The sequence below is a fragment of the Leptolyngbya sp. GGD genome (assembly GCF_026735145.1).
GTDB classification, from domain to species: Bacteria; Cyanobacteriota; Cyanobacteriia; order Leptolyngbyales; family Leptolyngbyaceae; genus Leptolyngbya; species Leptolyngbya boryana.
In genome coordinates this window covers 731,824-751,482 of record NZ_JAPQKE010000002.1, presented here as the reverse complement: position 1 = coordinate 751,482, position 19,659 = coordinate 731,824, and the positions used below count along the sequence as shown (strand labels likewise).

Sequence of the window (19,659 nt, the reverse complement as noted above, 5' to 3'; positions counted from 1 at the left end):
ACAATGTCCAACAGACTGAAAACCTCGTACGAAGAAAAAGTCGTTCCCAAACTCAGAGAGCAGTTTGGTTACACCAACGTTCACCAAGTTCCCAAAGTCGTCAAGATCACCGTGAACCGGGGTCTGGGCGAAGCGTCACAGAATGCGAAAGCGCTTGAAGCATCTGTCAACGAACTCGCAATCATCACTGGTCAAAAACCTGTTGTAACTCGCGCTAAAAAAGCGATCGCAGGTTTCAAAATTCGTCAAGGAATGCCAGTTGGGGTGATGGTGACGCTCAGAGCTGACCGCATGTATAACTTTTTGGACCGTTTGATGAACCTCGCGCTGCCTCGGATTCGGGACTTTCGCGGTATTAGCCCGAAAAGTTTTGACGGACGAGGAAACTATACCCTCGGTCTGAGAGAGCAATTGATCTTCCCCGAAATCGAATACGACAGTGTCGATCAAATTCGGGGGATGGACATTTCAATCATCACGACTGCAAACACCGACGAAGAGGGACGCGCCCTGCTGAAAGAAATGGGTATGCCCTTCCGCGATCAGTAAATGCAGTCAAATCACAGAGGCAACTATGGCAGCGAATGACACTATTTCAGATATGCTGACGCGCATTCGGAATGCAAGCTTAGCGCGTCACCAAACCACCGAAGTTCCATCGACTCGTATGACTCGCAGTATCGCTGAGGTACTGGTCTCTGAAGGCTTTATTTCTTCAGTGGAAGAAGTCGGCGAAGCTCCGAAAAAGAACCTAGTTCTTGGCTTGAAATACAAAGGCAAGAACCGCAAACCGATCATCACCGCGCTGAAGCGGGTGAGCCGCCCCGGTTTGCGCGTGTACTCGAACCGTAAAGACCTTCCTCGCGTTTTAGGCGGGATCGGAATTGCGATCGTGTCCACCTCAAGCGGCATTATGACTGATCGCGATGCCCGGAAAACGGGAGTTGGCGGAGAAGTCCTTTGCTACGTCTGGTAATTGTTGGTCGATTGGGTTGCCCAACGTTAGAGATGTGAATTTAACGCATCTGTACGATAGAGGAAATTAGCTATGTCTCGGATTGGAAAACGTCCTATTACGCTTCCCGCTAAGGTGACGATCACGATCAACGGTCAAGAAGTCGTGGTAAAGGGACCCAAAGGTGAACTCACAAGAGTTCTGCCTGCGGGAGTCACCATCAGAACTGAAGGCGATACGGTAAACGTCGATCGCGTGAATGATTCTCGGATGGCAAGAGAGCGGCATGGATTGTGCCGTACACTTGTTGCGAACATGGTTGAAGGAGTTTCGACAGGCTTTAGCCGCCGCCTCGAAATTCAAGGGGTCGGTTATCGGGCTGCGGTTCAAGGCAAAAACTTGAACATGAACATGGGTTATAGCCACCCTGTGCTAATCGAACCGCCGGACGGGATTCAATTCCAGGTTGAAAACAACGTCAACGTTACGGTTACGGGCATCGATAAAGAGATCGTTGGAAACACAGCCGCGAAGATTCGGGCAGTCCGTCCGCCTGAGCCTTACAAAGGTAAAGGGATTCGCTATGCAGGCGAGAAGGTTCGTCGCAAGGTTGGTAAGACTGGCGGTAAAGGGAAGAAATAAACCATGAGCAAAGTAAGTCGTCGAGAATCTACACGCCAGCGCCACCAGCGAATTCGTCGCCGGGTTTCTGGCACTCCAGAGCGTCCTCGGTTAGCCGTTTATCGATCGAACCAGCATATTTATGCTCAGTTAATCGATGATGTCGCTCAAGCGACCATTGCTTCTGCATCAACTGTTGATCCAGAAGTGAAAGGCAAGATCGAATCGGGCGCAAACTGTGCGGCCGCATCTGAAGTGGGCAAGTTGATTGCCCAACGTGCGAAAGCAAAAGGCATCGAGCAAGTTGTGTTCGATCGCGGTGGTAATTTGTATCATGGTCGCGTCCAGACCTTAGCGGATGCTGCCCGTGAAGCTGGTCTTAACTTCTAGGAGCAAAACATATGGCTAAGGCGAAAGGCAAAGAAAAGAAATCCCGTGAAAAGGAATCTGATTTCCAGGAGCGCGTTGTCCAAATCCGTCGTGTGACTAAAGTAGTAAAGGGTGGTAAAAAACTCAGCTTTAGAGCGATCGTGGTTGTCGGCAACGAAAAAGGTCAAGTCGGCGTTGGTGTCGGCAAGGCAAGTGACGTAATCGGCGCGGTGAAGAAGGGCGTAGCAGATGGTAAAAAACATCTGATCGAAGTTCCTTTGACTAAGGCGAACTCGATTCCTCATCCTTCTACTGCTTCTGGCGGTGGTGCGAAGGTCATGATGCGTCCGGCAGCTCCAGGGACTGGGGTAATTGCTGGGGGCGCAGTTCGGACTGTGCTTGAGCTTGCGGGTGTGAAAAATATCCTGGCTAAGCAACTCGGTTCGGGCAATCCTCTGAACAATGCGCGTGCGGCTGTGTCTGCTTTGAGTGGGCTACGTACGCTGTCGGATGTTGCACAAGAGCGTGACATTCCGGTTGAAAAACTTTACGGCGTTTAGGAGGCATTGATGAGATTAGAAGATGCTGTGCCTCAAAAAGGCTCAACCAAGCGCAAGCGTCGCATTTGCCGTGGAATTTCTGCGGGTCAAGGTGCGAGCGGTGGTTTTGGAATGCGGGGTCAAAAATCTCGATCGGGTCGTCCGACTCGTCCGGGGTTTGAAGGGGGTCAAACTCCTTTGTATCGCCGCTTGCCGAAGTTGAAGTACTTTACGGTGATCAATCGTAAGCACTTTACGGTGATCAATGTTGGTGATTTGGCTGAATTGGCTGCTGGAACTGAAGTTACATTGTCTTCGCTGATGGATGCGGGGATTGTGACTCAGGATGACGGCCCGCTGAAGATTTTGGGCGATGGTGACTTGTCGGTGAAGCTGACTGTGAAAGCAGCAGCGTTTACTGAAGGCGCTAAGTCGAAAATCGAAGCCGCTGGCGGAACTTGCGAAGTCGTATAAGTTCTGAAGTTTGTTGAAAGACCTGCACTATTCGGTGCGGGTCTTTTTTGTTGAGCGACCGGATAGAATAGCGATAAAGCATTAAGAGGTTGCAATGAGCGCAGTTCTTAACAAACCATCCTCGCTTCTACATCAAATCCAAATCGAAAAAGTTGGTGAATGGAATTTGTTTAAGTTTAGCGATTCGCTACAGCTTCGGATGGAAGAGTTGTTAGAGAAGAAGAAAGCGGATCAACTGGCACTTGAAGAGATTGGGGAATTGGAAGCGATCGCAGAACTCGATCGAATTTTCACCCATATCAATGCGATGATGGCGGCTCAGAATGTCAGTCAGTAATAATGTTCGGCAGGCTGTTCGAGAGAGAGCATTTTTTTGTGAGTATTGCTACTCACTAAGTTCTAAATTAAGTCAATTAATCAATTAAAAAGACCTGCACAAAACAGTGCAGGTCTTTTTAACTTTTTCTCATTTCAACTTGCAAAGCTAGGTAAGTAATCCAGGTATCTTCTTAAACTATGATGGCTCCCGATATCAGATGCATCAATATTCTCAATTTTAGAATGTTTCTCCTTTATTGGTTTTCGCCCACAAGGGCTTATTCCACCTTGGCATTGATGAAATATTTTAAGCCTTGAATCACTTTTGTTATAGATATTAAAAAGATGCCCATTCAACTTTGAAGCAGCGTATCCCCAATTCTTACTTTTATCCCTTTTGATTGCACCACCTAACAAAATTACATCCGCTAATTTATGCTGTCCTGCCCATGATTCAAGAGCATAGTAAGCAACACGTGCGCCAAACGAGTAAGCAAGAATTGAAACTTCTTGTTCAGTAATTCCTGACGACACTAAGCTACAGAAGGAATTGCTGCCAACGTGTTTAGCTCGATCCATAATCTTTCCGATCTTGTAGAAATTAGACCAAGGGTTTTCCGATGAATCCCACCACAATTGATAAATCGAATCTTCCCACCCTGCCCTTCTCAAGGAATTGGTTAGATCTTTAAGATCCTCTTTGTCTTTCCCCCAATCTTGACACCATCCCCCATGTATGAAGACAATTGCTTTCCTACTATATGTTGGTCTTGCGATTAATCTAAGCTGAGCATTATTCACTAGCCTATCCTCCAGATTAATGATTACTTTGCTTGATTCACATTTATCCCAATCTGCTATGGCTACTACCACCAAGGCGACAACGAATTCAGGCTCTTATAGAATTGATGCTTTTAGCTGTAGCTCTGTTTATCTGATGCGATCACTTCGGGCTGACACGAGCGCATCTCTCCACCTAATTGAGCGATCGTACTTCTGGGCAGTTTATCCGATCGCGAGATATGATCAACACACGATCGTCTGGAGGCTGCAGAAATGCTAGATGTCGATAAGCAATACGTTTACAACGAGCAAGGAGAAGCGATCGCAGTTCAAATTCCGCTTGAGCAATTTCGACAGATTGAGCAACTTCTTAGCAATGTTCCGCAACCCATTTCACAAGATGAGTCCGATCAACCGGAAGCAGAACTGGAATACGTGAACGGGATTTTGGTCATCAAATCTCAGGGCACGAAGATTCCTGCTTCGATCGTGGACGATATGCGCGAAGAACGGATTCGGGAACTTGGTGGATGGTAAAAGTTTTGTTCGACACAAATATTATTGTCGCTGCTCTGTCTGAAGCTCACGAAATGCACGATCGCGCTAGACCCTGGTTAGCACAAGTACAAATCGATCGAACGATTGAAGGTTTCATCTCAACCCATAGCTTTGCAGAATCTTATTCTATTCTGACACGACTGCCACCACCTTATCGAATTAGTCCGGCAAACGCCGAACGCCTTTTATCAGAAGATTTGACTCAGTTTACTAGAATCAGTTTAACGGCTGAGGATTATCAAGCAGTACTCAGAAAAGTAGTTCAGATGAATATCTCAGGTGGTGGAATTTACGATACTCTCATTGCCTATGCTGCTCTCAAAGCAAATGTAGATATGCTTTTAACATTTAATGTTAAGCACTTTGTCAGATTGGGAGAAGAAGTTGCACAACTCGTTCAGCTTCCTGATTGACGTTTAGGAACAGTGTAACCAAGCAGGGAAAATGGCTCAAGTTCAGGGTAATCTGATGCGCGATAGCTTCGGGCTAATACGATCGCTTCTTCCACAGAATGCTTCGACCTCAGCTTAATTTCTCGATCGCCATTTCTTCGGATTTGCCCGACCGTGAATAATCGCTAATACAATCACGCGATCGACAACAACGCGATAATAGATTACATAAGGAAATCGCCGTACAACAGCCCGTCGGATATCTCTGCGAACCACTTCATACAACTCTGGCATCTGACAAATCTGATTCAGCCTCTCATCCACACAATCTAGAAAATCATCTCCAAGATCCTCTTGTTGTGCCTCATACCACTGATAAGCTTCGTCCAATTCTTGCCGCGCTTCTGGTCGAACAATTAAAACAAAACTCATGACTTTTTCTTAATCGAGGCTTTGACCTCTTCCCAAGTCATGACATCATCTGGATTTGCATCATAAGCCGCACTTCTACGATCGAGTTCCTGCTCCTGTTCCAGTGTTAATTCAGGAAAACCCTGCTCCGCTGCAATTCCATCCCAAATTGCTTGAACCAGGCGAATACGATCGTCAATACTCAACTCATTAATCTGATTCAAAGTATTGTTGATGTCCATGCCATTGCCTCGATATCTACTCCCAAGATAAGCGATATCTAATCGATAGATCGATCTATCGATTAGATATTTGTCTAATTCAATATTTTTTGGTAGACATGATCGCTTTTCGCTGTGCCGAAGGCAATGTGATTCACATTCCTGTAGAAGAATTTCAAGAAATTGAGCGGATTCTTTCACAGGAAGGCGATCGCGTACCAGAAGAATCTGAATCCGACAAGAATCTGAATCCGACAAGAATCTGAATCCGAGCAACCGGACGAAGAAATCGAATACCTGCACTTAAGATGGATTAGATATCATTGTGGCAGATCGAGAGAATAGCTTATGATTCCAGTCGATGATGCTCGACAGCAGTTGCAAGATTTGATTGATACCGTCAGCAAGTCCCATCAACCGATCGCAATCGCAGGGCAAAACAACAATGCTGTGTTGCTCTCTGAAGCAGATTGGGCATCGGTGCAGGAGACTCTCTATCTGCTCTCTGTTCCAGGAATGCGAGAGTCGATCCGAGAAGGATTAGCAACCCCGATCGAAGAGTGCGATCGGGAGTTAGAGTGGTGAACTGGAAACTGGTGTACACGAAACAGGCACAGAAAGACGCTAGAAAACTTGCTTCTAGGAACTTACGAGAAAAAGCACAAGAATTACTTGAGATCTTGCAGGAAAACCCGTGGCAAAATCCACCCCTTACGAGAAGCTAATTGGAGATTTGGAAGGTGCATATTCACGACGAATCAATATTCAGCATCGATTAGTATATGAAGTCATCGAGCCTGAGAATACGGTGAAAATTTTGCGGATGTGGACGCATTATGAATAACTCAGATGACGCGCATACGGACTTATTTTCTATTAAGCTATCCTCGTTTCTGCACGAGATCCGACTTGAGAAAAAGGGGGAATGGAATTTGTTCAAATTTAGCGACGCTTTACAGCTTCGGATGAAAGAATTGCTAGAGAAGCAGAAATCTGACCAACTAGCAGTGGAGGAAATTGGTGAATTGGACGCGTTGCCTTCGGCTCACGTGAAGCGTGTCCGCAGAACTTGATCGAATTTTCACTCATATCAATGCAATGATGGCGGCTCAGAATGTCAATCAGTAATGATGTTCGGCAGGCTGTTCGAGAGAGAGCAAATTTTTTGTGTGAGTATTGCCATTCACCAGAACGCTTGAGTGCAAATCGTTTTACAGTTGATCATGTGATTCCGAGATCGTTAAACGGTTCGGATGATCTCCGCAATTTAGCTTTGGCTTGTCGGCGTTGCAATGAGCGGCGATATAACTTTGTGGCTGGGATTGATGCCGAAACTCAGGAAGTTGTGCCGATTTTTAATCACAATCCATAAGCAAAACTCAGCAACGCATTCACCGGATCAGTCGGCGGACGACGATTTCGACCTGAAAACTGCCAATTCCCTTTCAACATCTGCGACCAATAACCAAAATACTCCCGCGCTGCCAACCCTTCTATCCCCCTCACTTGATCGATCGTCTTTTGAGCAGCCACACTCGCTTTTCGCTGCTTTAACGGATGCTCTTTCACTCCATGCCGATAGAAAATCGTCGCTTGATTGTAGATTTTAGTCGTGACGATCTCTTTCATCAATTCCAACTTCTGCGCCTGATCCTCATACCGTCGATACTGCGCTAATCGAAGTTGCCCATTGCGCGAATAAGCAGGCAACGCCGATCCCAAGTGTTTGCCAAATCCAGACAGATAATGCACAGGCATCCCGAGTTCTAGGGCATACATCAACACATCGCCCGTTAACTTGCTGCTGGATGGATGACGAGTTGATGGCTCGGTCACAGGTTCTACGATATCAGGGGTTTGGAAGACGGTAAGCTTTAGAAATACAATTGCGATCTTATAAATTTAAGTTGGCGGATAATGGCTAAGTTACGCTTGGGATTGGAATGGTTTTTGAATCCAGATCATGTGCCTCTGCTGGTGGGACTGAAGCAGGGATGGTTTGCAGATGTGAATATCGATTTGGAACTGGTTGAACCATCTGAACACATTGATGCGATCGCCCAAATCCAGGACGGAACGCTCGATATTGCCATTACGGAGCCAGTACATCTGGTTGAAGACCGCAGTAATGGTCATCCGGTCATTGGTTGGGCACGGTTTTTACATACCAATGGTGGGGTCATGTACTTCGCAGGACAAGGAATTGAGCGCCCTAAAGATATGCTGGGTAAGCGACTGCAATACCCCGGCGCACCCTCGGCTTTAGGAAAGGCGATCGCTCAAACGATGATCGAGGCGGATGGCGGTCAGTTTACCGATGATGCGATTACCTCCGTCGATAATGGCTTTTTCCACACGAACGCACTCGTTGAAAACAAAGCAGACTGTGCAACGCTAGTTTTCTACAATTTTGAAGTCATTGAAGCTCGGCTTCGGGGCTACGATGCTCAGTTTTTTGCCCTCAAGGATTGGGGCATTCCAGATTTCTGTCAACTCATTTTCATCACGACTCCAGAGTTACTGCAACAGCGACGGCAAGAACTTCAGGCTTTCCTGAAGGTATTCCGACGCGGGATTGACTTCATTCATCAGCAACCCGAAGCTGCACAGGCAATCTATAACCAGCACACTGGAGCCTATGCTGACGATGCGATCGGGCAAGCCATCTATCAGGCAACCGTTCCCTGTTTCACTTACGACTTTGCAATGACCACTGACTACTACGACCAACTACAGACCTGGATGCACAACACCGGACAGATTAGCGATCGCTTATCTGCCACCGCCTATTGGACTAACTCACTCGCCCTTTAAGCGGCATCGAGGCGTGCTTCCAACCTTGATAGTGGCAAATGACGGAGGAATGCTCTGGTCTCCCATCAAAGATGGCTTGAATCCAGAGCGGCGAGTTTTTCAAAGACAAAAGTGGCGATCTCTGTTTTCCCATATTTAAGGATCGAGCAATTTATCTACTGACTAAGCCACCAATGCCAGACCCTTTCCTCCTGCACTTACCTACTGCTCACACCATTCCGGTTATCGCCAGTCTGCCTCACAGTGGATTGCTCATACCGAAGGAGATTACTAACACTTTAGAAGCTTCTTACCAGCACTATTTACCCAATCAAGATTGGCATCTCGATAAACTCTATGATTTTCTGCCCCGTTTAGGCATTACTGTCCTGCAAGCTGTCTATAGCCGTTACGTCGTTGACCTCAATCGATCGCTCCGCGAACCGCTCTTTGGTAGCTTTTGGCAATCGGTCGTTGCTGAAAAGACTGCGTTCAACACCGCAATTTATCGAACTCCGCCTTCAAGAGAAGAGGTTGAACAGCGAGTGGAGCAATACTATCGCCCCTATCACCAACAGCTTCAAACTTTGCTGAACGAACAGATTGAGCAATTTGGCAAGGTATATTTGCTGGATTTACACAGTTTCCTTGGATTAATTGAGGATGAAGTCTGTTTGGGGAACGGAAATGGGGCAACCTGTTCTGAACACTTCATTTCTGTCGTTGACACTGCTTTTTGCTCACAGAGGTATCAGGTTGTTCGCAATAAGGCGTTTAGTGGTGGACATATCACACGGCATTACGGTCAGATGCCGCAAGTTGAAGCGTTACAAATTGAAGTTCGCTACCCGGTTTACCTGAATGCGAAACAACTGGATTGCGATTCTGTCCCGGATTGGCAGGTGCTAGAGTTTGATAACGCGAAGCATAAGTTTGAGTCAATTTTCGAGCAGATTACTAAAAATCTAGCATCTGCCTAGCTTCCCTATTTCTCATCATTTTGAACCATAAATTGGGAGTACTTTCAATTGAAAAAATACTCCCAACTTTAAGCAAGTCAAAGCTCTCCTGCTGCAATCATTTGAATTAATCGAGGTGTTCCTGGATCAAACCCGGCAATATCCCACGACATTGAATCCTGTGGATCAATCAGCGAGATATTGTAGGGAGCCAGGGTGACGTAAACAGCTTTTGCCCCAGGATTTACCTTACGGCGATACTCGGCTAATGCCTGGCTCGGATGCTTGCGTCCTGCCCAGCTTTCACAGTCCGTCCAGAAGCAGAACACGTCTGCCTTGAACTTGTGTTTGATTGCCCACTCATACGCGACTGCCGCATCCGTCCCACCAAAATTCTGGTTGCTCGCTTTGGCGATCGCATCGCGAAACGAATCCCGTGCTGTAATTTTCAGGTCACGGAAATCGGTGGCAAATCCGCGAATGACATAGTGCGGTTCAGCTTTTGCTGTTGCCAGTGCCATCGTGGTTGCAATCTCACAGCAGGTCAGTCCGATCGAACTCACGCTGTAGTAAGACATGGAACCAGAAACATCGATCGCATGTAGAAACACCTTGCCCGTTGGCTGCATCACCTCAAAGGAGAGTTCCAGAGCTTGCTCCAGAATATCCACAATGCGGGGAACAGGTTGCCATGTTTTCTGGCTGCGTCCCAACTGCCCACCGGATTGATAGGTTTTGAGGGCTTTCAAGACATCGATCGGGTGAATACGTCCTTTTCGCAAATGTTCCGCACTGTTGAGGACTTTCGCCACTCGTTTCAGATTGTCGCGGTTGTCAGCCGTCAACACATCTAGTTCGGTTAAAGATCCCAGATTTCGTAGCATTGCGCCGATCGGCATATCGTTGAACAGGAGTTGCCATGCCCGCTTGTCCATTTTGCCCACGGGGGCTGCCATTTCATGCGTTAACCGACCCTTGGCGATCGCTTCATGAGTTCTCTCCGGATTGCGTTTCAGCCACTCGTACCACCAGATTTGCGCCAGAGCATCCGAGGGAATTTCTTGCGGTAAGTTCTCCCAACCTTGAATGACCCACTGAAATAGCTGGTTGTGGTCTTCCGTGGGCGGTTTAACGTGAAACAGCCGCAGCGCATCCCGGTGAGAAAAGCCTTGGCGCTGCTGATATTTCAGCAGTTGATATGCCAACCCTTTCGCATCAGGGTTTGATAACCAGGACTTACCCGCTTCTCGGACAATCTTTCCAAACCCGCGCATTGCTTTGGTGTAGCTCAACCATTCGTAGAAGTGGCTTCCCGTTCTTACCACCTGGGGAAAGATCGATTGAAAAGCGTGCTTTGCTTCAACTGTCTCACCCATTGATAGCAACACCAGTGCCAACAGAGGCGCACTGTTATTGATTGCCCGTCCATCGCTGGCGTACAGGATCTCTGAGGCAACGCGATCGGGGTTGAGAGCGATCGCCTGTTTCAAGACTTCGACAAATTCACCCGTCAACTCCTGCTTGCCTGCGTAATAAGCCCCTTGAGCCGTTCCAATCAACAGGCAGCGACGCAGCACATTCCAGAGGTCGGCTTTGAACATCCAACCATCGGAACGTCCCTGAATCATGTCTGCTTCCCGACCAGGAATCGGCTGGCTTTGCGGTGTTTGCGTCTTGTTCTGGACAAAAAACTTGTAAGTCATCACAATCTCCTTCAGCCCGTCAGGGCAACATTTGGAAATTGGCAGGATGGGAGTTGCACCCATATCACCCGCTTGGAAGGCGATAACCCTCATTCGTCGTCCCTTTCGGGCAAGATGTGAATAAGGATGTTTTAGGCGTTCTACTGTTAAACTACCTGCCAGTGTTTGGTGTAGCGGCGCGGGGGTTGCACCCGCATCTCCGGCGATTAAGGGGGAAGTCGTCCAAAGCGATAACCCTCAATCTGCGTCCCTTTCGGGCAATCGTTGGCGCTCTACGATTGAGCTAGCCGCCACAGGGTTGAAAGTCGAGGGTAGGAGGTGAGAAGCGTTCTCTCGTTTCCTTTCCCTTTGATGAATCCAGAATAGGCAGTTCATCTTCCCCTAGGCGAATTGGCATAAAAACGGCTGAAAGGCTTCCTCCAAAACAGACTTGAAGTTAGGGGAATGGTGGAACCGAAGGAATTCCCCTGGCTTCTGGGGGAAAATGTGAGTTAGAACCGTGAGATATTCTCAAGTTGTCTCCAAATTCCGATTCTCCTAACAATGGCACGCCCCAGTTACGGACCTGAAGCCAAAAAGCGATCGCTCCACCTGTTCACAACCCTGCTCGACTACGCAAACGACGAGTTGGACTGTGATGAGGTGGCTTTGGATGGGCTGCGATCGCAGATTCAGACCCACTGGCAGACTGAACAACGGTTAGTGGTGCGAACAAAGGTTCGGTTCTTAGAGGCTTTGACTAACCTGGCGAAATCTCCGCTGAATGGCGAACAGATCAAGGAGGCATTGCGGCGATTTGAGGATTTTCTAGAGATCCTAGACGACAATCGCCCCAACAGGGGTGGATCTGAAGTTTGGCACTTCACCCTTAACCTCTGGCACAAGCGGAGCGATCGCCCAGCCAATCTGCGTCAATTCGAGCAGGAATGGGAAAAACGCCGCCCCCAGAAATCGAAGCAGGTGACAGGCAAGGAACCTGTAGAACCAGAAGCTTCGGGAGCGGATAGGCAAGATTCCTGGTGGCAACTTTGCCGTAACAGTCTGGAATTACAGCAATACGAACGGTTGACGATTAATCCATTGACGGTCGGCGATGGCATAACCTTCAACCTGGATGAACTCTATCTTCCTCTGGGCTTGATCGAACGCAAGCAGCGGCATCGCGAAGCCGATCGCTCATCAGTCGGTTCACCTGTTGAGGACGGAGACGAGCCAGAAGACACCCTCTCTTTAGAGGAATTTTTTGACCGTCTGCGATCGCTCGAAAAACAACGAATCGCGATCGTAGGTGAACCGGGTGCAGGTAAAACGACGCTACTTCAAAAAATCGCCGTCTGGCTGCTAGAGCAGGGGGTACTGCCTATCTGGATTTCCCTGGCAGATTTGCAGGGAGCGACATTGGAGAACTACCTCTTACAGGACTGGCTGAAGCAAGCAACCGGGAAGATCAGTGTTCCTCTAGAGCTTCAAGAAGCGTTTGTCCAACAGTTTGAGCAGGGGCGGGTGTGGCTACTGCTGGATGCGATCGATGAGATGGCGATGGATGGGGCAACCGCACTGTCGAGCCTTGCCTGTCATCTGCGAGGATGGATTGCCAATGCTCGTATCATGCTGACCTGCCGCTCGAATGTTTGGGACAGTGGTAAAAATGCCCTCGATGGGTTTACAGTTTACTGCAACCGCAGTTTTAGTTATGGACGTGGAACTGATGGGGATCAGGTGGGTCAGTTCATCGATCGCTGGTTTCAGGATCATCTGGAGTTGGGCGATCGCCTGCAACAAGAATTGAACAACCCTCAGCGAAAGCGAGTCAGGGATGCGGTCAAAAATCCTCTCCGATTAGCCTTGCTTTGCCGCTCCTGGTCACTAGCTCAAGGAGCATTACCGCAAACAAAATCCCTGCTCTATCGGCAATTTGTCGAAACACTCTATGAATGGAAGCAGGATCGCTTTCCCACTACGATCGCCCAGCGGCAGCAACTCAATGAAGCATTAGGGCAGGTTGCGCTGCGGGCACTGTTGCAAAGGGAAACGCGCTTTCGACTGTCCCATTCCTTCGCTCAAATTGCATTTGCAGGGTCATTAGACTTAATGACTCTGGCATTACAACTGGGTTGGCTTAACCAGGTTGGAATTTCAGTGACCACAGGCGAGAAGATTTACGCCTTTTACCACACCACATTCCAGGAATATTTCGCCGCACAAGCCATTTCAGATTGGCAGTTTTTCTTTGATCCGGCTCACGATTTTCCAGTTTTTCATGCGTCCTGGCGAGAGGTGATTCTACTCTGGTTGGGGAGAACGGATATTGCTGTTGCTGAGAAAGAGGCGTTGATCACAGCCCTCATGAATTTTGACGATCGCTGTGGCGGTTTTTATTCCCATCGAGCTTACTGCTTGGCGGCGGCAGGGTTGGCAGAGTTTCCCCAATCTGGTCATGCCTCAAAAATCCTGGCTCAACTTCTCCAATGGCGATTTGGGGTATTTCCTGCTTCCCTCTGTGAAGGAGCCAGAATCGCGTTGCTGCGAACCGATCGCCAGCTTGCAACTTCGGTTCTAGAGGAGTTTGTCCAGATTGCCGAAAATCCCTTTGCTCGTTGGCAGGCAGCTTACACCCTGGGTAAAACGCTTGATCCAGGTAATTCAATGGCGATCGCTGCCCTGTTTCAACTCATTGACACCCTACAGAGTGAAGCTCTGAAATTACAGGTCATTGAAAGCCTGGGCAGAATCGAGCCAAGTCATCCGATTGTGCTTACTGCTCTGGAGGAGATTCTGGAATCAACCCAGGAGGACAATATTCGCCGGAGAGCCGCTTATAGTCTGGGAAAAATCAATCCTGGTCATGAGAAAGCGATCGCTACCCTGAAGCAGATCATTCACTCAACCGAAAATGCCACATTGCGACTGCGAACCGCAGAGAACTTAATCATCCTTGACCCAAAAAACAGTGTTGCAAATGCTGTACTTCAGCCAATGAGAAGGTCTGAGAAAACAAGTCAAAAACATCAAAATAAAACAACCAATCAGCAAGATCTAAAACACCTCATTAGTACATTAGAACAACGATTATTAACAGCAAAAGACTGGGCGAATCAACGGCGAATTGCCTATCGACTGGCAACGCTCCAACCTGGACATCCTGGAGCGATCGACTGCTTGTTGCAAATTCTTTTGAACGAGAAGATTCCAACTCACCATAAACGAGTTGTCGAAGATTTGAAAGAAGTCATGTTGGAAAACCAGTTAAGCCATGTCGTCTATCAATTAAGCTTGTTGTTTACAGACATAGATCTTTCAATTTTCAATCAATCTTTCAAGCAATCTACAGTACAACTGCATGAGTGCCACAAATTATTGTCATACTGCGCTCAGCAGATGTCTTATGCCGAATTCTCAAATGCCTGGCGGAAGGGAGCTTGAGGATATGACGACGACTCAATCTTTTCCGGCAGATAGCGAAATTGAAGCCATCTTAGAACAACGCATTGAACAGGAAAACAAAGGGTTAGTATTGTCGCAGGGATCATTGATGGAAGCCGACAAAGCCACTGACATTGTAAAGGACAACATCCTAGGGACGGGCAGAAGACTGATCAGACATCGCAACAGCATTCCTGCCAATGGCTATTGTCGAGAACGCATTTCTTGCTGACGCATGGGCATCGCATCGATCGTGCGAAACAACGCTGCTAAATCAAGTGGAGCTTGGCTCCGTTGCTTCTCCGTACCATCCTTACCCACCAGAATCACTGCAAACTCCTCAGAGGTAATCCCAAACTGTTGTCTTAGTTTTTCCACCGATGCTGAATTGAGCGATCGCCCATCAACTTGGCTCTCTCCAGTTCCCAAAATTTGCACCAGTTTCAGATCGCGATTGCCTGTCCCTGCTTCATCCGCCTGCCATACCTGCATTTGTTGGCGATACTGAGATGAATCGGTTGAGGGGGCAAAGACCAGCAAGATGCGGTTTTGCCATTGATAGTCGCTCAGCTTAAATTCAATTCTTTGGGAACGATCGGGGTTTGCTGCAACATTGGCTGTCTTTAGTGACTGAGCATGAGAAGGGTTTGGCAAATCACTCATAACAATGAAAGGCTGGGCGGAAGCACAGCTCTGTAGCAGGGACAAAAGAACGACAAGCCCAGTTAAAGACTGCATTGGAGTACGAGAATAACTTTACTCACTGTAACCAAATCGTTGCAAAAGAGACTGGCTCTCAAGGGAGAATTTGAAAGTATACAGGTCAGGCAGAAAGAGGAAAACCCGCTGCCAATAACCAACCGAAGAATAAAGCAGAGCCGATCGCGTAGACCCATGCTTGGTTGAACAGACCAGCAATCAGAGATAAGATCCCCATCAGTAGTGGAAATAGTGGCAACAGCAAAAACATAAATCCCAATTGAGGTAGGAAATTGAGCGTCAACACGAAGCCGCCAATCAAAACGACGCTCTGCCCCAGCCACCAGAGAAAGCGTTTGCCGACCCCAATATTTTCTTGCACGATTCCCGCGGCCAGAAACCAGGGGAAACAGGCGATCGCCACGGGCAACCACACTCTTAGCCGAATTGGGATCAGCCACCATTGAAGCCAAACCACCTGCGCCATTGCACCAAAGGCAATCCAGAGAATGACAAATAGCATAATTCCCAGCCCAACGGCACGCAGGGTAGGGCGAGGTAGACGCGCCAGTATTCCCAGCCAGGTTAACCCGGCAATCAAAAACCAGACCCCAACCGCTCCACCAACTTGAACGCCACCCAAGTTCTGGAGGTCAAACCGCTGACTCAGCAGTACTAACCCTGCCGTTGCCGCCAGTGGTGCAGCGATTAAGCCTGTCCATCGTCGGATAGGAGCTATTTTTGTGGGGATGAATGGAGGGTGAGTTAGGAGAGGTGAGATTGCGGCGAATCCAATTAACCAACCTAACAGGTGTAGTCCGTACCATGCCATGCGGCGATCGCGATACTGGCTATCATTGGTTCTGCCAAATGCTGCATCCAGCCAACGGAGGGCTGACTGATGACTCCCATCACTAAACAAGATGGTGATATGTTCCACACCCGGAATCACAACTAATTCCCGCCCCTGCCCTGTTGCCAGATTCGTGTTTTCTCCCCCAGACCGTGCTAGCAATCGTTCGGCATTCCCCACAAATCGCCCCTCTCCACTCCCTGCCTGTAGTTGCAGATTTCGCGGAGATTGGGGAGTGACATTCGCTCCCGTTGGAGAAACTGCAACCGTTGCAGCAAAGCGTTCTCGATCGCGAATCCCAGCATTCATCACAATCCCGCTGCCCATCGAGTGCCCTAGCAGTGCCAGACGACCTGGGTCAACCTGGGGTTGTTCCAGGAGAGCTTGCAACGCCCTCTCCAGATTCTGCTGTAGCTCATACCGCTCTAAGCGCGTTCCATTTGCGCCATGCCCGTCAAAATCCCAGAGCATGACCGCATAACCCGCATGAGCCAAGACGTGCCCATAGCCGAGCATCAACTGTTTAGAACCTGCAAACCCGTGTGCCACAAGGACTCCTGGAATTGTCTTTGCCCCTTGAGGAGCGAGATATAGCAGAGGAACTCCTTCTTTTTGGAACGATCGCACGTCCAGCCCGGATCGGGCGAATGCGATTCCCAACCAGGACGAAACAATCAGCAGAATCGCGAGTACCAGGAGTGCTAAGCGTTTATAGTTTAATTTCACAGGCTTCAGCCAACATTCAAACACCACCTACTGGTGTAACGCAAAACAATCTTCAGGATTTGAAAATCTAGCCAATATCTCGAAGTTAGCGATTCATGATTCAGGTATTTCACCATGCTTCTCCAATGAGAGTGAAGGCTGCCCAGTTTTTGGGATTGGGATGCGTCTTGAGCGTAGCTAACATCGCTTGACGCAGAGCTTGTGCTTTGTCAGGATTGCGGTTGAGCTGTTGATAGAATGCCTGCATAAGTTCAGCAGTCGGAGCATCAGGCACAGCCCAGAGAGAGACAATTACGCTCGGAACTCCTGCGGCAATAAACGATCGAGATAATCCCACCACACCATCTCCTGTCACGCGCCCCCGACCAGTATCACATGCGCTTAAGACGACTAAATCAGCATTTAGCTTTAGGTGTGAGACTTCTTCAGCAGTTAAGATGCCACTATCATTTTCAGAGGGGGCAAAGGCTAGCCAACTTTTGAAACCATTGCGATCGGAGAATGATCCATGAGTTGCGAAATGAATGACTTTGGCATCAGAGATTTTCTGAAGAATTGTTTTTTTAGTTCCTTGCTGACCAGTCAGTGCTTGGGTGTTAAATAAAGACGCAATTGCAATAGCTTCTTGCTCTGCATTTGGTAAATTCGAGAGTCGTTTTGCTTGTGCAGAATTTGGATCGATCGGCATCAATGGATTGCCAACGATTAAAGTACCATTGCCTTGAGAGCGAGAGTTCAGCACACGAGTTTTATCTAGCAATTGAATTGAAGAAGCAGTCCGAATGGGATGCTGCTCAATCAAGAATTGACCGTTTGCAGCTTTGAGAGCAGGGAAAGGAACGAGGAAGAGAGTTCCATCCGGAATAAAAACAATGTGTTGGTTTGGATCAGTCGGGAGTAGAGATGCGATCGGTTCAATCAGCAATTGGTGAAGGGTTCTAAAATTTGCGTCTTGATCAGACTGAGCACAAGGATTTTTCTGGGTTGTTTCTTCTACAATTAACCAATCCGATTGGGCACTCCGAACCCCGATCGATTGCCGACTATTCCCAATCAATTGTGTGATAGAAGCGCATTGTTGCGGTAAAACATCTGTAAGCTTCACCTGTCGAAAGTCGATTGTGCCCGTCGGCTGAATGACCCAAATGTAAAGTTCTTGCTTACGTTCATTGAGCGAATATTCAACCAGGGTGGCATTTTGCGATCGCGCAATTCGTCGAAGTTGATCCACACTCGGTGCTTCTGAAGGGGGTGAAGCAGTCGGCTGTAACTGTTGGCTTAACCGTTCGACTAACGCTTTCGTTCGTCCCCATTCTGAGATTGTTAGTGCTGCTTCAAATTTCTTCTGGGCAATCATCACCTCTTGTAAGATGCGATAGCTCACAGCTTGAGTTTCAAAGAATGAGATTTTGTTTGCTTCAGACAGTCGATCCAATCGAATCGATTCAAACACTGCGATCGCGCTTTTCAGGGATTTTTCTGCTGAAGCAAACTGACGAATGTTGAGGTAAAGAGCGCCTAGATTATATAAGGCTCGTGCTTCCCCAGATCGATCTTTGACCGATCGATAAATCGGCAATGCTTCATTGTATGAGCGAATCGCATCTTCGTAGCGTTGCACAGCTTGATAAGCATTGCCTTGATTTAATAAAACTTGCGCTTCCCCGTTGCGGTTTTTGAGTGCTCGGTAAAGGGGTAAAGCTTCTGTGTAAGCTCGAATTGCATCCTCATAGCGTGAGACTGCAACATAGGAAATTCCACGATTCATCAATGCTAGCGCTTCTCCATCAGGACTTCTGATCGCTCGATAGATTTTGAGAGCTTCTGTATGTGCCTGAATTGAAGCAGCGTGCCGAGACATTGCACCATAAATAATTCCTAAGTTACTCAGTGCTTCTGCTTCACCTTGAGGATTTTGAATTGATCGAAAAATCGACAAAGCTTCCGTATAAGCTGCGATCGCTTCATCATTGCGATCGAGCAAATCATAGACCACTCCCCGATTCATCAAGACCCCTGCTTCTCCTTTTCGGTCTTTGATGGCGATCAAGATCGGTAAAGCTTGATCGAAGACGGTTAAAGCTTCCTCAAATCGGGAGAGAAAACGGTACGTATCTCCCAAGCTAGATAATGCTGAAGCTTCAGCACGACGATTTTTAAGTTCTCGAAAGATCGGTAAGGCTTGATTGAAAGCTGCGATCGCGTCATCGTAACGAGAGAGAAAACGATAGACAATTCCTCGATTCATCAACGCTGAAGCTGCATTATCCCAGTCCTTGAGCGCTTGGAAAACTGCGAAGGCAGCACCGAAACCTGCGATCGCCTCGTCATTGCGAGAAAGGTAAGCATAAGTGATACTGCGATTCAGCAGGATTTTTGCTTCAAGATCGCGATCGTTCGTTTCACGAGCAATGGGTAGTGCTTCATCAAACGATCGCAGCGAATCTTCATGACGAGAGATAAGAGAGTAGGCACTTCCTCGATTCATGAGAACGACTGCGGCATCCTTGCGCCGATTGAGTTGTTGAAAAATCGAGAGTGCTTGATCAAAGGCACGAATTCCTTCTGCATAACGAGATAGCAGTGTATAAGAGCGTCCTTGATCATTCAAAAGCTCTGCTTCATTTTGTCGATCGCCAATTTCTCGATAAATTTTGAGTGCTGCTTCCCAAGAGGCGATCGCAGCTTCATGCTGCTCAGATTTGTACTGCTGATGTCCTTGTTTTGCTAAGCGATCGGCTGCTAATTTGCGCTGACTCGGTTGTACTTGAGCAATCGTTTGAGTCAGCGCGAATGATGGATTTGTGCCGATACAGAGAAGCGCGATCGCGAGAAGTTTGAGAGAGCGTTGCATCATGAGTC

Annotated in this window: 26 protein-coding genes and 1 tRNA gene; 18 read left to right on the top strand and 9 right to left on the bottom strand. The window is 47.9% G+C overall.

What is annotated here, in order from left to right; all coding sequences use genetic code 11:
• Nucleotides 1-3 precede the first annotated feature (3 nt).
• From rplE to OU814_RS12330, 7 genes are all read left to right on the top strand, one after another.
• The gene (rplE, locus tag OU814_RS12360; RefSeq protein ID WP_017286249.1) at nucleotides 4-549 is read left to right on the top strand and encodes a 50S ribosomal protein L5; all 546 of its coding nucleotides are present in this window, start codon (nucleotides 4-6) and stop codon (nucleotides 547-549) included.
• A gap of 25 nt (nucleotides 550-574) precedes the next feature.
• A complete protein-coding gene (rpsH, locus tag OU814_RS12355; RefSeq protein WP_017286248.1) occupies nucleotides 575-976 on the top strand; it encodes a 30S ribosomal protein S8 in 402 nt (133 codons plus the stop codon).
• A 72-nt stretch (nucleotides 977-1,048) separates the two neighbouring features.
• A complete protein-coding gene (rplF, locus tag OU814_RS12350) occupies nucleotides 1,049-1,597 on the top strand; it encodes a 50S ribosomal protein L6 (RefSeq protein ID WP_017286247.1) in 549 nt (182 codons plus the stop codon).
• A gap of 3 nt (nucleotides 1,598-1,600) precedes the next feature.
• Nucleotides 1,601-1,966, top strand: a complete 366-nt coding sequence (rplR, locus tag OU814_RS12345) for a 50S ribosomal protein L18 (protein WP_017286246.1) — start codon at nucleotides 1,601-1,603, stop codon at nucleotides 1,964-1,966.
• Nucleotides 1,967-1,977: 11 nt separating this feature from the next.
• On the top strand, nucleotides 1,978-2,505 hold the full coding sequence (rpsE, locus tag OU814_RS12340; RefSeq protein WP_017286245.1) for a 30S ribosomal protein S5: 528 nt from the start codon (nucleotides 1,978-1,980) through the stop codon (nucleotides 2,503-2,505).
• Nucleotides 2,506-2,514: 9 nt separating this feature from the next.
• The gene (gene rplO / locus OU814_RS12335; RefSeq protein ID WP_190652369.1) at nucleotides 2,515-2,958 is read left to right on the top strand and encodes a 50S ribosomal protein L15; all 444 of its coding nucleotides are present in this window, start codon (nucleotides 2,515-2,517) and stop codon (nucleotides 2,956-2,958) included.
• Nucleotides 2,959-3,052: 94 nt separating this feature from the next.
• A complete protein-coding gene (locus OU814_RS12330) occupies nucleotides 3,053-3,295 on the top strand; it encodes a hypothetical protein (protein ID WP_268183186.1) in 243 nt (80 codons plus the stop codon).
• A 134-nt stretch (nucleotides 3,296-3,429) separates the two neighbouring features.
• Here the strand turns inward: OU814_RS12330 and OU814_RS12325 are convergent, their stop codons facing one another.
• On the bottom strand, nucleotides 3,430-4,077 hold the full coding sequence (locus OU814_RS12325; RefSeq protein WP_268183184.1) for a DUF726 domain-containing protein: 648 nt from the start codon (nucleotides 4,075-4,077) through the stop codon (nucleotides 3,430-3,432).
• Between the two features lie 58 nt (nucleotides 4,078-4,135).
• On the opposite strand from OU814_RS12325, the gene OU814_RS12320 reads away from it, so the two are divergent.
• Genes OU814_RS12320 through OU814_RS12310 form a run of 3 tightly spaced genes read left to right on the top strand, consistent with a single transcriptional unit; the run spans nucleotide 4,136 to nucleotide 5,030 of the window.
• Nucleotides 4,136-4,339 carry a hypothetical protein gene (locus tag OU814_RS12320; RefSeq protein ID WP_268183182.1) on the top strand — a complete coding sequence of 68 codons (204 nt, stop codon included), beginning with the start codon at nucleotides 4,136-4,138 and terminating at the stop codon, nucleotides 4,337-4,339.
• Nucleotides 4,333-4,596, top strand: a complete 264-nt coding sequence (locus tag OU814_RS12315; RefSeq protein WP_268183179.1) for a hypothetical protein — start codon at nucleotides 4,333-4,335, stop codon at nucleotides 4,594-4,596. Before OU814_RS12320 ends, OU814_RS12315 begins: the two co-directional genes overlap by 7 nt.
• The gene (locus OU814_RS12310; protein ID WP_268183177.1) at nucleotides 4,590-5,030 is read left to right on the top strand and encodes a type II toxin-antitoxin system VapC family toxin; all 441 of its coding nucleotides are present in this window, start codon (nucleotides 4,590-4,592) and stop codon (nucleotides 5,028-5,030) included. Before OU814_RS12315 ends, OU814_RS12310 begins: the two co-directional genes overlap by 7 nt.
• 114 nt (nucleotides 5,031-5,144) lie before the next feature.
• Here the strand turns inward: OU814_RS12310 and OU814_RS12305 are convergent, their stop codons facing one another.
• Entirely contained in the window at nucleotides 5,145-5,441 is a 297-nt protein-coding gene (locus tag OU814_RS12305) for a type II toxin-antitoxin system RelE/ParE family toxin (protein ID WP_268183174.1), read from the bottom strand.
• Nucleotides 5,438-5,662 carry an addiction module protein gene (locus OU814_RS12300; RefSeq protein ID WP_017286239.1) on the bottom strand — a complete coding sequence of 75 codons (225 nt, stop codon included), beginning with the start codon at nucleotides 5,660-5,662 and terminating at the stop codon, nucleotides 5,438-5,440. Before OU814_RS12300 ends, OU814_RS12305 begins: the two co-directional genes overlap by 4 nt.
• A gap of 98 nt (nucleotides 5,663-5,760) precedes the next feature.
• On the opposite strand from OU814_RS12300, the gene OU814_RS12295 reads away from it, so the two are divergent.
• The 4 genes from OU814_RS12295 (at nucleotide 5,761) to OU814_RS12280 (ending at nucleotide 7,013) form a co-directional block, all read left to right on the top strand.
• Nucleotides 5,761-5,907: a hypothetical protein gene (locus OU814_RS12295; protein ID WP_268183171.1), complete on the top strand. Its 147-nt coding sequence runs from the start codon at nucleotides 5,761-5,763 to the stop codon at nucleotides 5,905-5,907.
• Nucleotides 5,908-5,989: 82 nt separating this feature from the next.
• Nucleotides 5,990-6,226, top strand: a complete 237-nt coding sequence (locus OU814_RS12290; RefSeq protein ID WP_268183168.1) for a type II toxin-antitoxin system Phd/YefM family antitoxin — start codon at nucleotides 5,990-5,992, stop codon at nucleotides 6,224-6,226.
• A gap of 109 nt (nucleotides 6,227-6,335) precedes the next feature.
• The gene (locus OU814_RS12285; RefSeq protein ID WP_268183166.1) at nucleotides 6,336-6,485 is read left to right on the top strand and encodes a Txe/YoeB family addiction module toxin; all 150 of its coding nucleotides are present in this window, start codon (nucleotides 6,336-6,338) and stop codon (nucleotides 6,483-6,485) included.
• A gap of 270 nt (nucleotides 6,486-6,755) precedes the next feature.
• Nucleotides 6,756-7,013 carry an HNH endonuclease gene (locus tag OU814_RS12280; RefSeq protein ID WP_268183164.1) on the top strand — a complete coding sequence of 86 codons (258 nt, stop codon included), beginning with the start codon at nucleotides 6,756-6,758 and terminating at the stop codon, nucleotides 7,011-7,013.
• On the opposite strand, the gene cas1 is transcribed toward OU814_RS12280, so the two are convergent.
• On the bottom strand, nucleotides 7,001-7,477 hold the full coding sequence (cas1, locus tag OU814_RS12275) for a CRISPR-associated endonuclease Cas1 (RefSeq protein WP_268183162.1): 477 nt from the start codon (nucleotides 7,475-7,477) through the stop codon (nucleotides 7,001-7,003). The genes OU814_RS12280 and cas1 overlap by 13 nt on opposite strands.
• 81 nt (nucleotides 7,478-7,558) lie before the next feature.
• Between cas1 and OU814_RS12270 the strand changes: the two genes are divergently transcribed.
• A complete protein-coding gene (locus tag OU814_RS12270) occupies nucleotides 7,559-8,455 on the top strand; it encodes an ABC transporter substrate-binding protein (protein WP_268183160.1) in 897 nt (298 codons plus the stop codon).
• A gap of 173 nt (nucleotides 8,456-8,628) precedes the next feature.
• Entirely contained in the window at nucleotides 8,629-9,414 is a 786-nt protein-coding gene (locus OU814_RS12265) for an N-formylglutamate amidohydrolase (protein WP_268183158.1), read from the top strand.
• A gap of 77 nt (nucleotides 9,415-9,491) precedes the next feature.
• Here OU814_RS12265 and OU814_RS12260 read toward each other — a convergent pair whose 3' ends face one another.
• Together OU814_RS12260 and OU814_RS12255 are read right to left on the bottom strand one after the other, a co-directional pair.
• Nucleotides 9,492-11,189, bottom strand: coding sequence for a TROVE domain-containing protein (locus OU814_RS12260; protein WP_268183156.1), 1,698 nt, complete (start codon nucleotides 11,187-11,189; stop codon nucleotides 9,492-9,494).
• 73 nt (nucleotides 11,190-11,262) lie between these two features.
• Nucleotides 11,263-11,390: transfer RNA gene (locus OU814_RS12255), tRNA-OTHER, on the bottom strand.
• A 249-nt stretch (nucleotides 11,391-11,639) separates the two neighbouring features.
• On the opposite strand from OU814_RS12255, the gene OU814_RS12250 reads away from it, so the two are divergent.
• Both OU814_RS12250 and OU814_RS12245 read left to right on the top strand, forming a co-directional pair.
• Entirely contained in the window at nucleotides 11,640-14,519 is a 2,880-nt protein-coding gene (locus OU814_RS12250; RefSeq protein WP_268183154.1) for a HEAT repeat domain-containing protein, read from the top strand.
• On the top strand, nucleotides 14,482-14,751 hold the full coding sequence (locus OU814_RS12245; RefSeq protein WP_144056139.1) for a hypothetical protein: 270 nt from the start codon (nucleotides 14,482-14,484) through the stop codon (nucleotides 14,749-14,751). The genes OU814_RS12250 and OU814_RS12245 overlap by 38 nt, the downstream gene beginning before the upstream one ends.
• On the opposite strand, the gene OU814_RS12240 is transcribed toward OU814_RS12245, so the two are convergent.
• From OU814_RS12240 to OU814_RS12230, 3 genes are all read right to left on the bottom strand, one after another.
• Nucleotides 14,724-15,182, bottom strand: coding sequence for a DUF4174 domain-containing protein (locus tag OU814_RS12240; RefSeq protein WP_051077764.1), 459 nt, complete (start codon nucleotides 15,180-15,182; stop codon nucleotides 14,724-14,726). The two genes, OU814_RS12245 and OU814_RS12240, sit on opposite strands and share 28 nt — an antisense overlap.
• A 160-nt stretch (nucleotides 15,183-15,342) precedes the next feature.
• Nucleotides 15,343-16,797 (bottom strand): alpha/beta fold hydrolase, encoded by a 1,455-nt coding sequence (locus OU814_RS12235; protein WP_268183151.1) that lies wholly within the window; start codon nucleotides 16,795-16,797, stop codon nucleotides 15,343-15,345.
• 109 nt (nucleotides 16,798-16,906) lie between these two features.
• The gene (locus OU814_RS12230; protein WP_268183149.1) at nucleotides 16,907-19,654 is read right to left on the bottom strand and encodes a CHAT domain-containing tetratricopeptide repeat protein; all 2,748 of its coding nucleotides are present in this window, start codon (nucleotides 19,652-19,654) and stop codon (nucleotides 16,907-16,909) included.
• Nucleotides 19,655-19,659 lie beyond the last annotated feature (5 nt).

Coding starts and splice junctions, on each gene's coding strand:
- rplE (WP_017286249.1), top strand. CDS start 4: ATGTCCAACAGACTGAAAACCTCGTACGAAGAAAAAGTCGTTCCCAAA.
- rpsH (WP_017286248.1), top strand. CDS start 575: ATGGCAGCGAATGACACTATTTCAGATATGCTGACGCGCATTCGGAAT.
- rplF (WP_017286247.1), top strand. CDS start 1,049: ATGTCTCGGATTGGAAAACGTCCTATTACGCTTCCCGCTAAGGTGACG.
- rplR (WP_017286246.1), top strand. CDS start 1,601: ATGAGCAAAGTAAGTCGTCGAGAATCTACACGCCAGCGCCACCAGCGA.
- rpsE (WP_017286245.1), top strand. CDS start 1,978: ATGGCTAAGGCGAAAGGCAAAGAAAAGAAATCCCGTGAAAAGGAATCT.
- rplO (WP_190652369.1), top strand. CDS start 2,515: ATGAGATTAGAAGATGCTGTGCCTCAAAAAGGCTCAACCAAGCGCAAG.
- OU814_RS12330 (WP_268183186.1), top strand. CDS start 3,053: ATGAGCGCAGTTCTTAACAAACCATCCTCGCTTCTACATCAAATCCAA.
- OU814_RS12320 (WP_268183182.1), top strand. CDS start 4,136: ATGGCTACTACCACCAAGGCGACAACGAATTCAGGCTCTTATAGAATT.
- OU814_RS12315 (WP_268183179.1), top strand. CDS start 4,333: ATGCTAGATGTCGATAAGCAATACGTTTACAACGAGCAAGGAGAAGCG.
- OU814_RS12310 (WP_268183177.1), top strand. CDS start 4,590: ATGGTAAAAGTTTTGTTCGACACAAATATTATTGTCGCTGCTCTGTCT.
- OU814_RS12305 (WP_268183174.1), bottom strand. CDS start 5,441: ATGAGTTTTGTTTTAATTGTTCGACCAGAAGCGCGGCAAGAATTGGAC.
- OU814_RS12300 (WP_017286239.1), bottom strand. CDS start 5,662: ATGGACATCAACAATACTTTGAATCAGATTAATGAGTTGAGTATTGAC.
- OU814_RS12295 (WP_268183171.1), top strand. CDS start 5,761: ATGATCGCTTTTCGCTGTGCCGAAGGCAATGTGATTCACATTCCTGTA.
- OU814_RS12290 (WP_268183168.1), top strand. CDS start 5,990: ATGATTCCAGTCGATGATGCTCGACAGCAGTTGCAAGATTTGATTGAT.
- OU814_RS12280 (WP_268183164.1), top strand. CDS start 6,756: ATGTCAATCAGTAATGATGTTCGGCAGGCTGTTCGAGAGAGAGCAAAT.
- OU814_RS12270 (WP_268183160.1), top strand. CDS start 7,559: ATGGCTAAGTTACGCTTGGGATTGGAATGGTTTTTGAATCCAGATCAT.
- OU814_RS12265 (WP_268183158.1), top strand. CDS start 8,629: ATGCCAGACCCTTTCCTCCTGCACTTACCTACTGCTCACACCATTCCG.
- OU814_RS12260 (WP_268183156.1), bottom strand. CDS start 11,189: ATGAGGGTTATCGCCTTCCAAGCGGGTGATATGGGTGCAACTCCCATC.
- OU814_RS12250 (WP_268183154.1), top strand. CDS start 11,640: ATGGCACGCCCCAGTTACGGACCTGAAGCCAAAAAGCGATCGCTCCAC.
- OU814_RS12245 (WP_144056139.1), top strand. CDS start 14,482: ATGCCGAATTCTCAAATGCCTGGCGGAAGGGAGCTTGAGGATATGACG.
- OU814_RS12240 (WP_051077764.1), bottom strand. CDS start 15,182: ATGAGTGATTTGCCAAACCCTTCTCATGCTCAGTCACTAAAGACAGCC.
- OU814_RS12230 (WP_268183149.1), bottom strand. CDS start 19,654: ATGATGCAACGCTCTCTCAAACTTCTCGCGATCGCGCTTCTCTGTATC.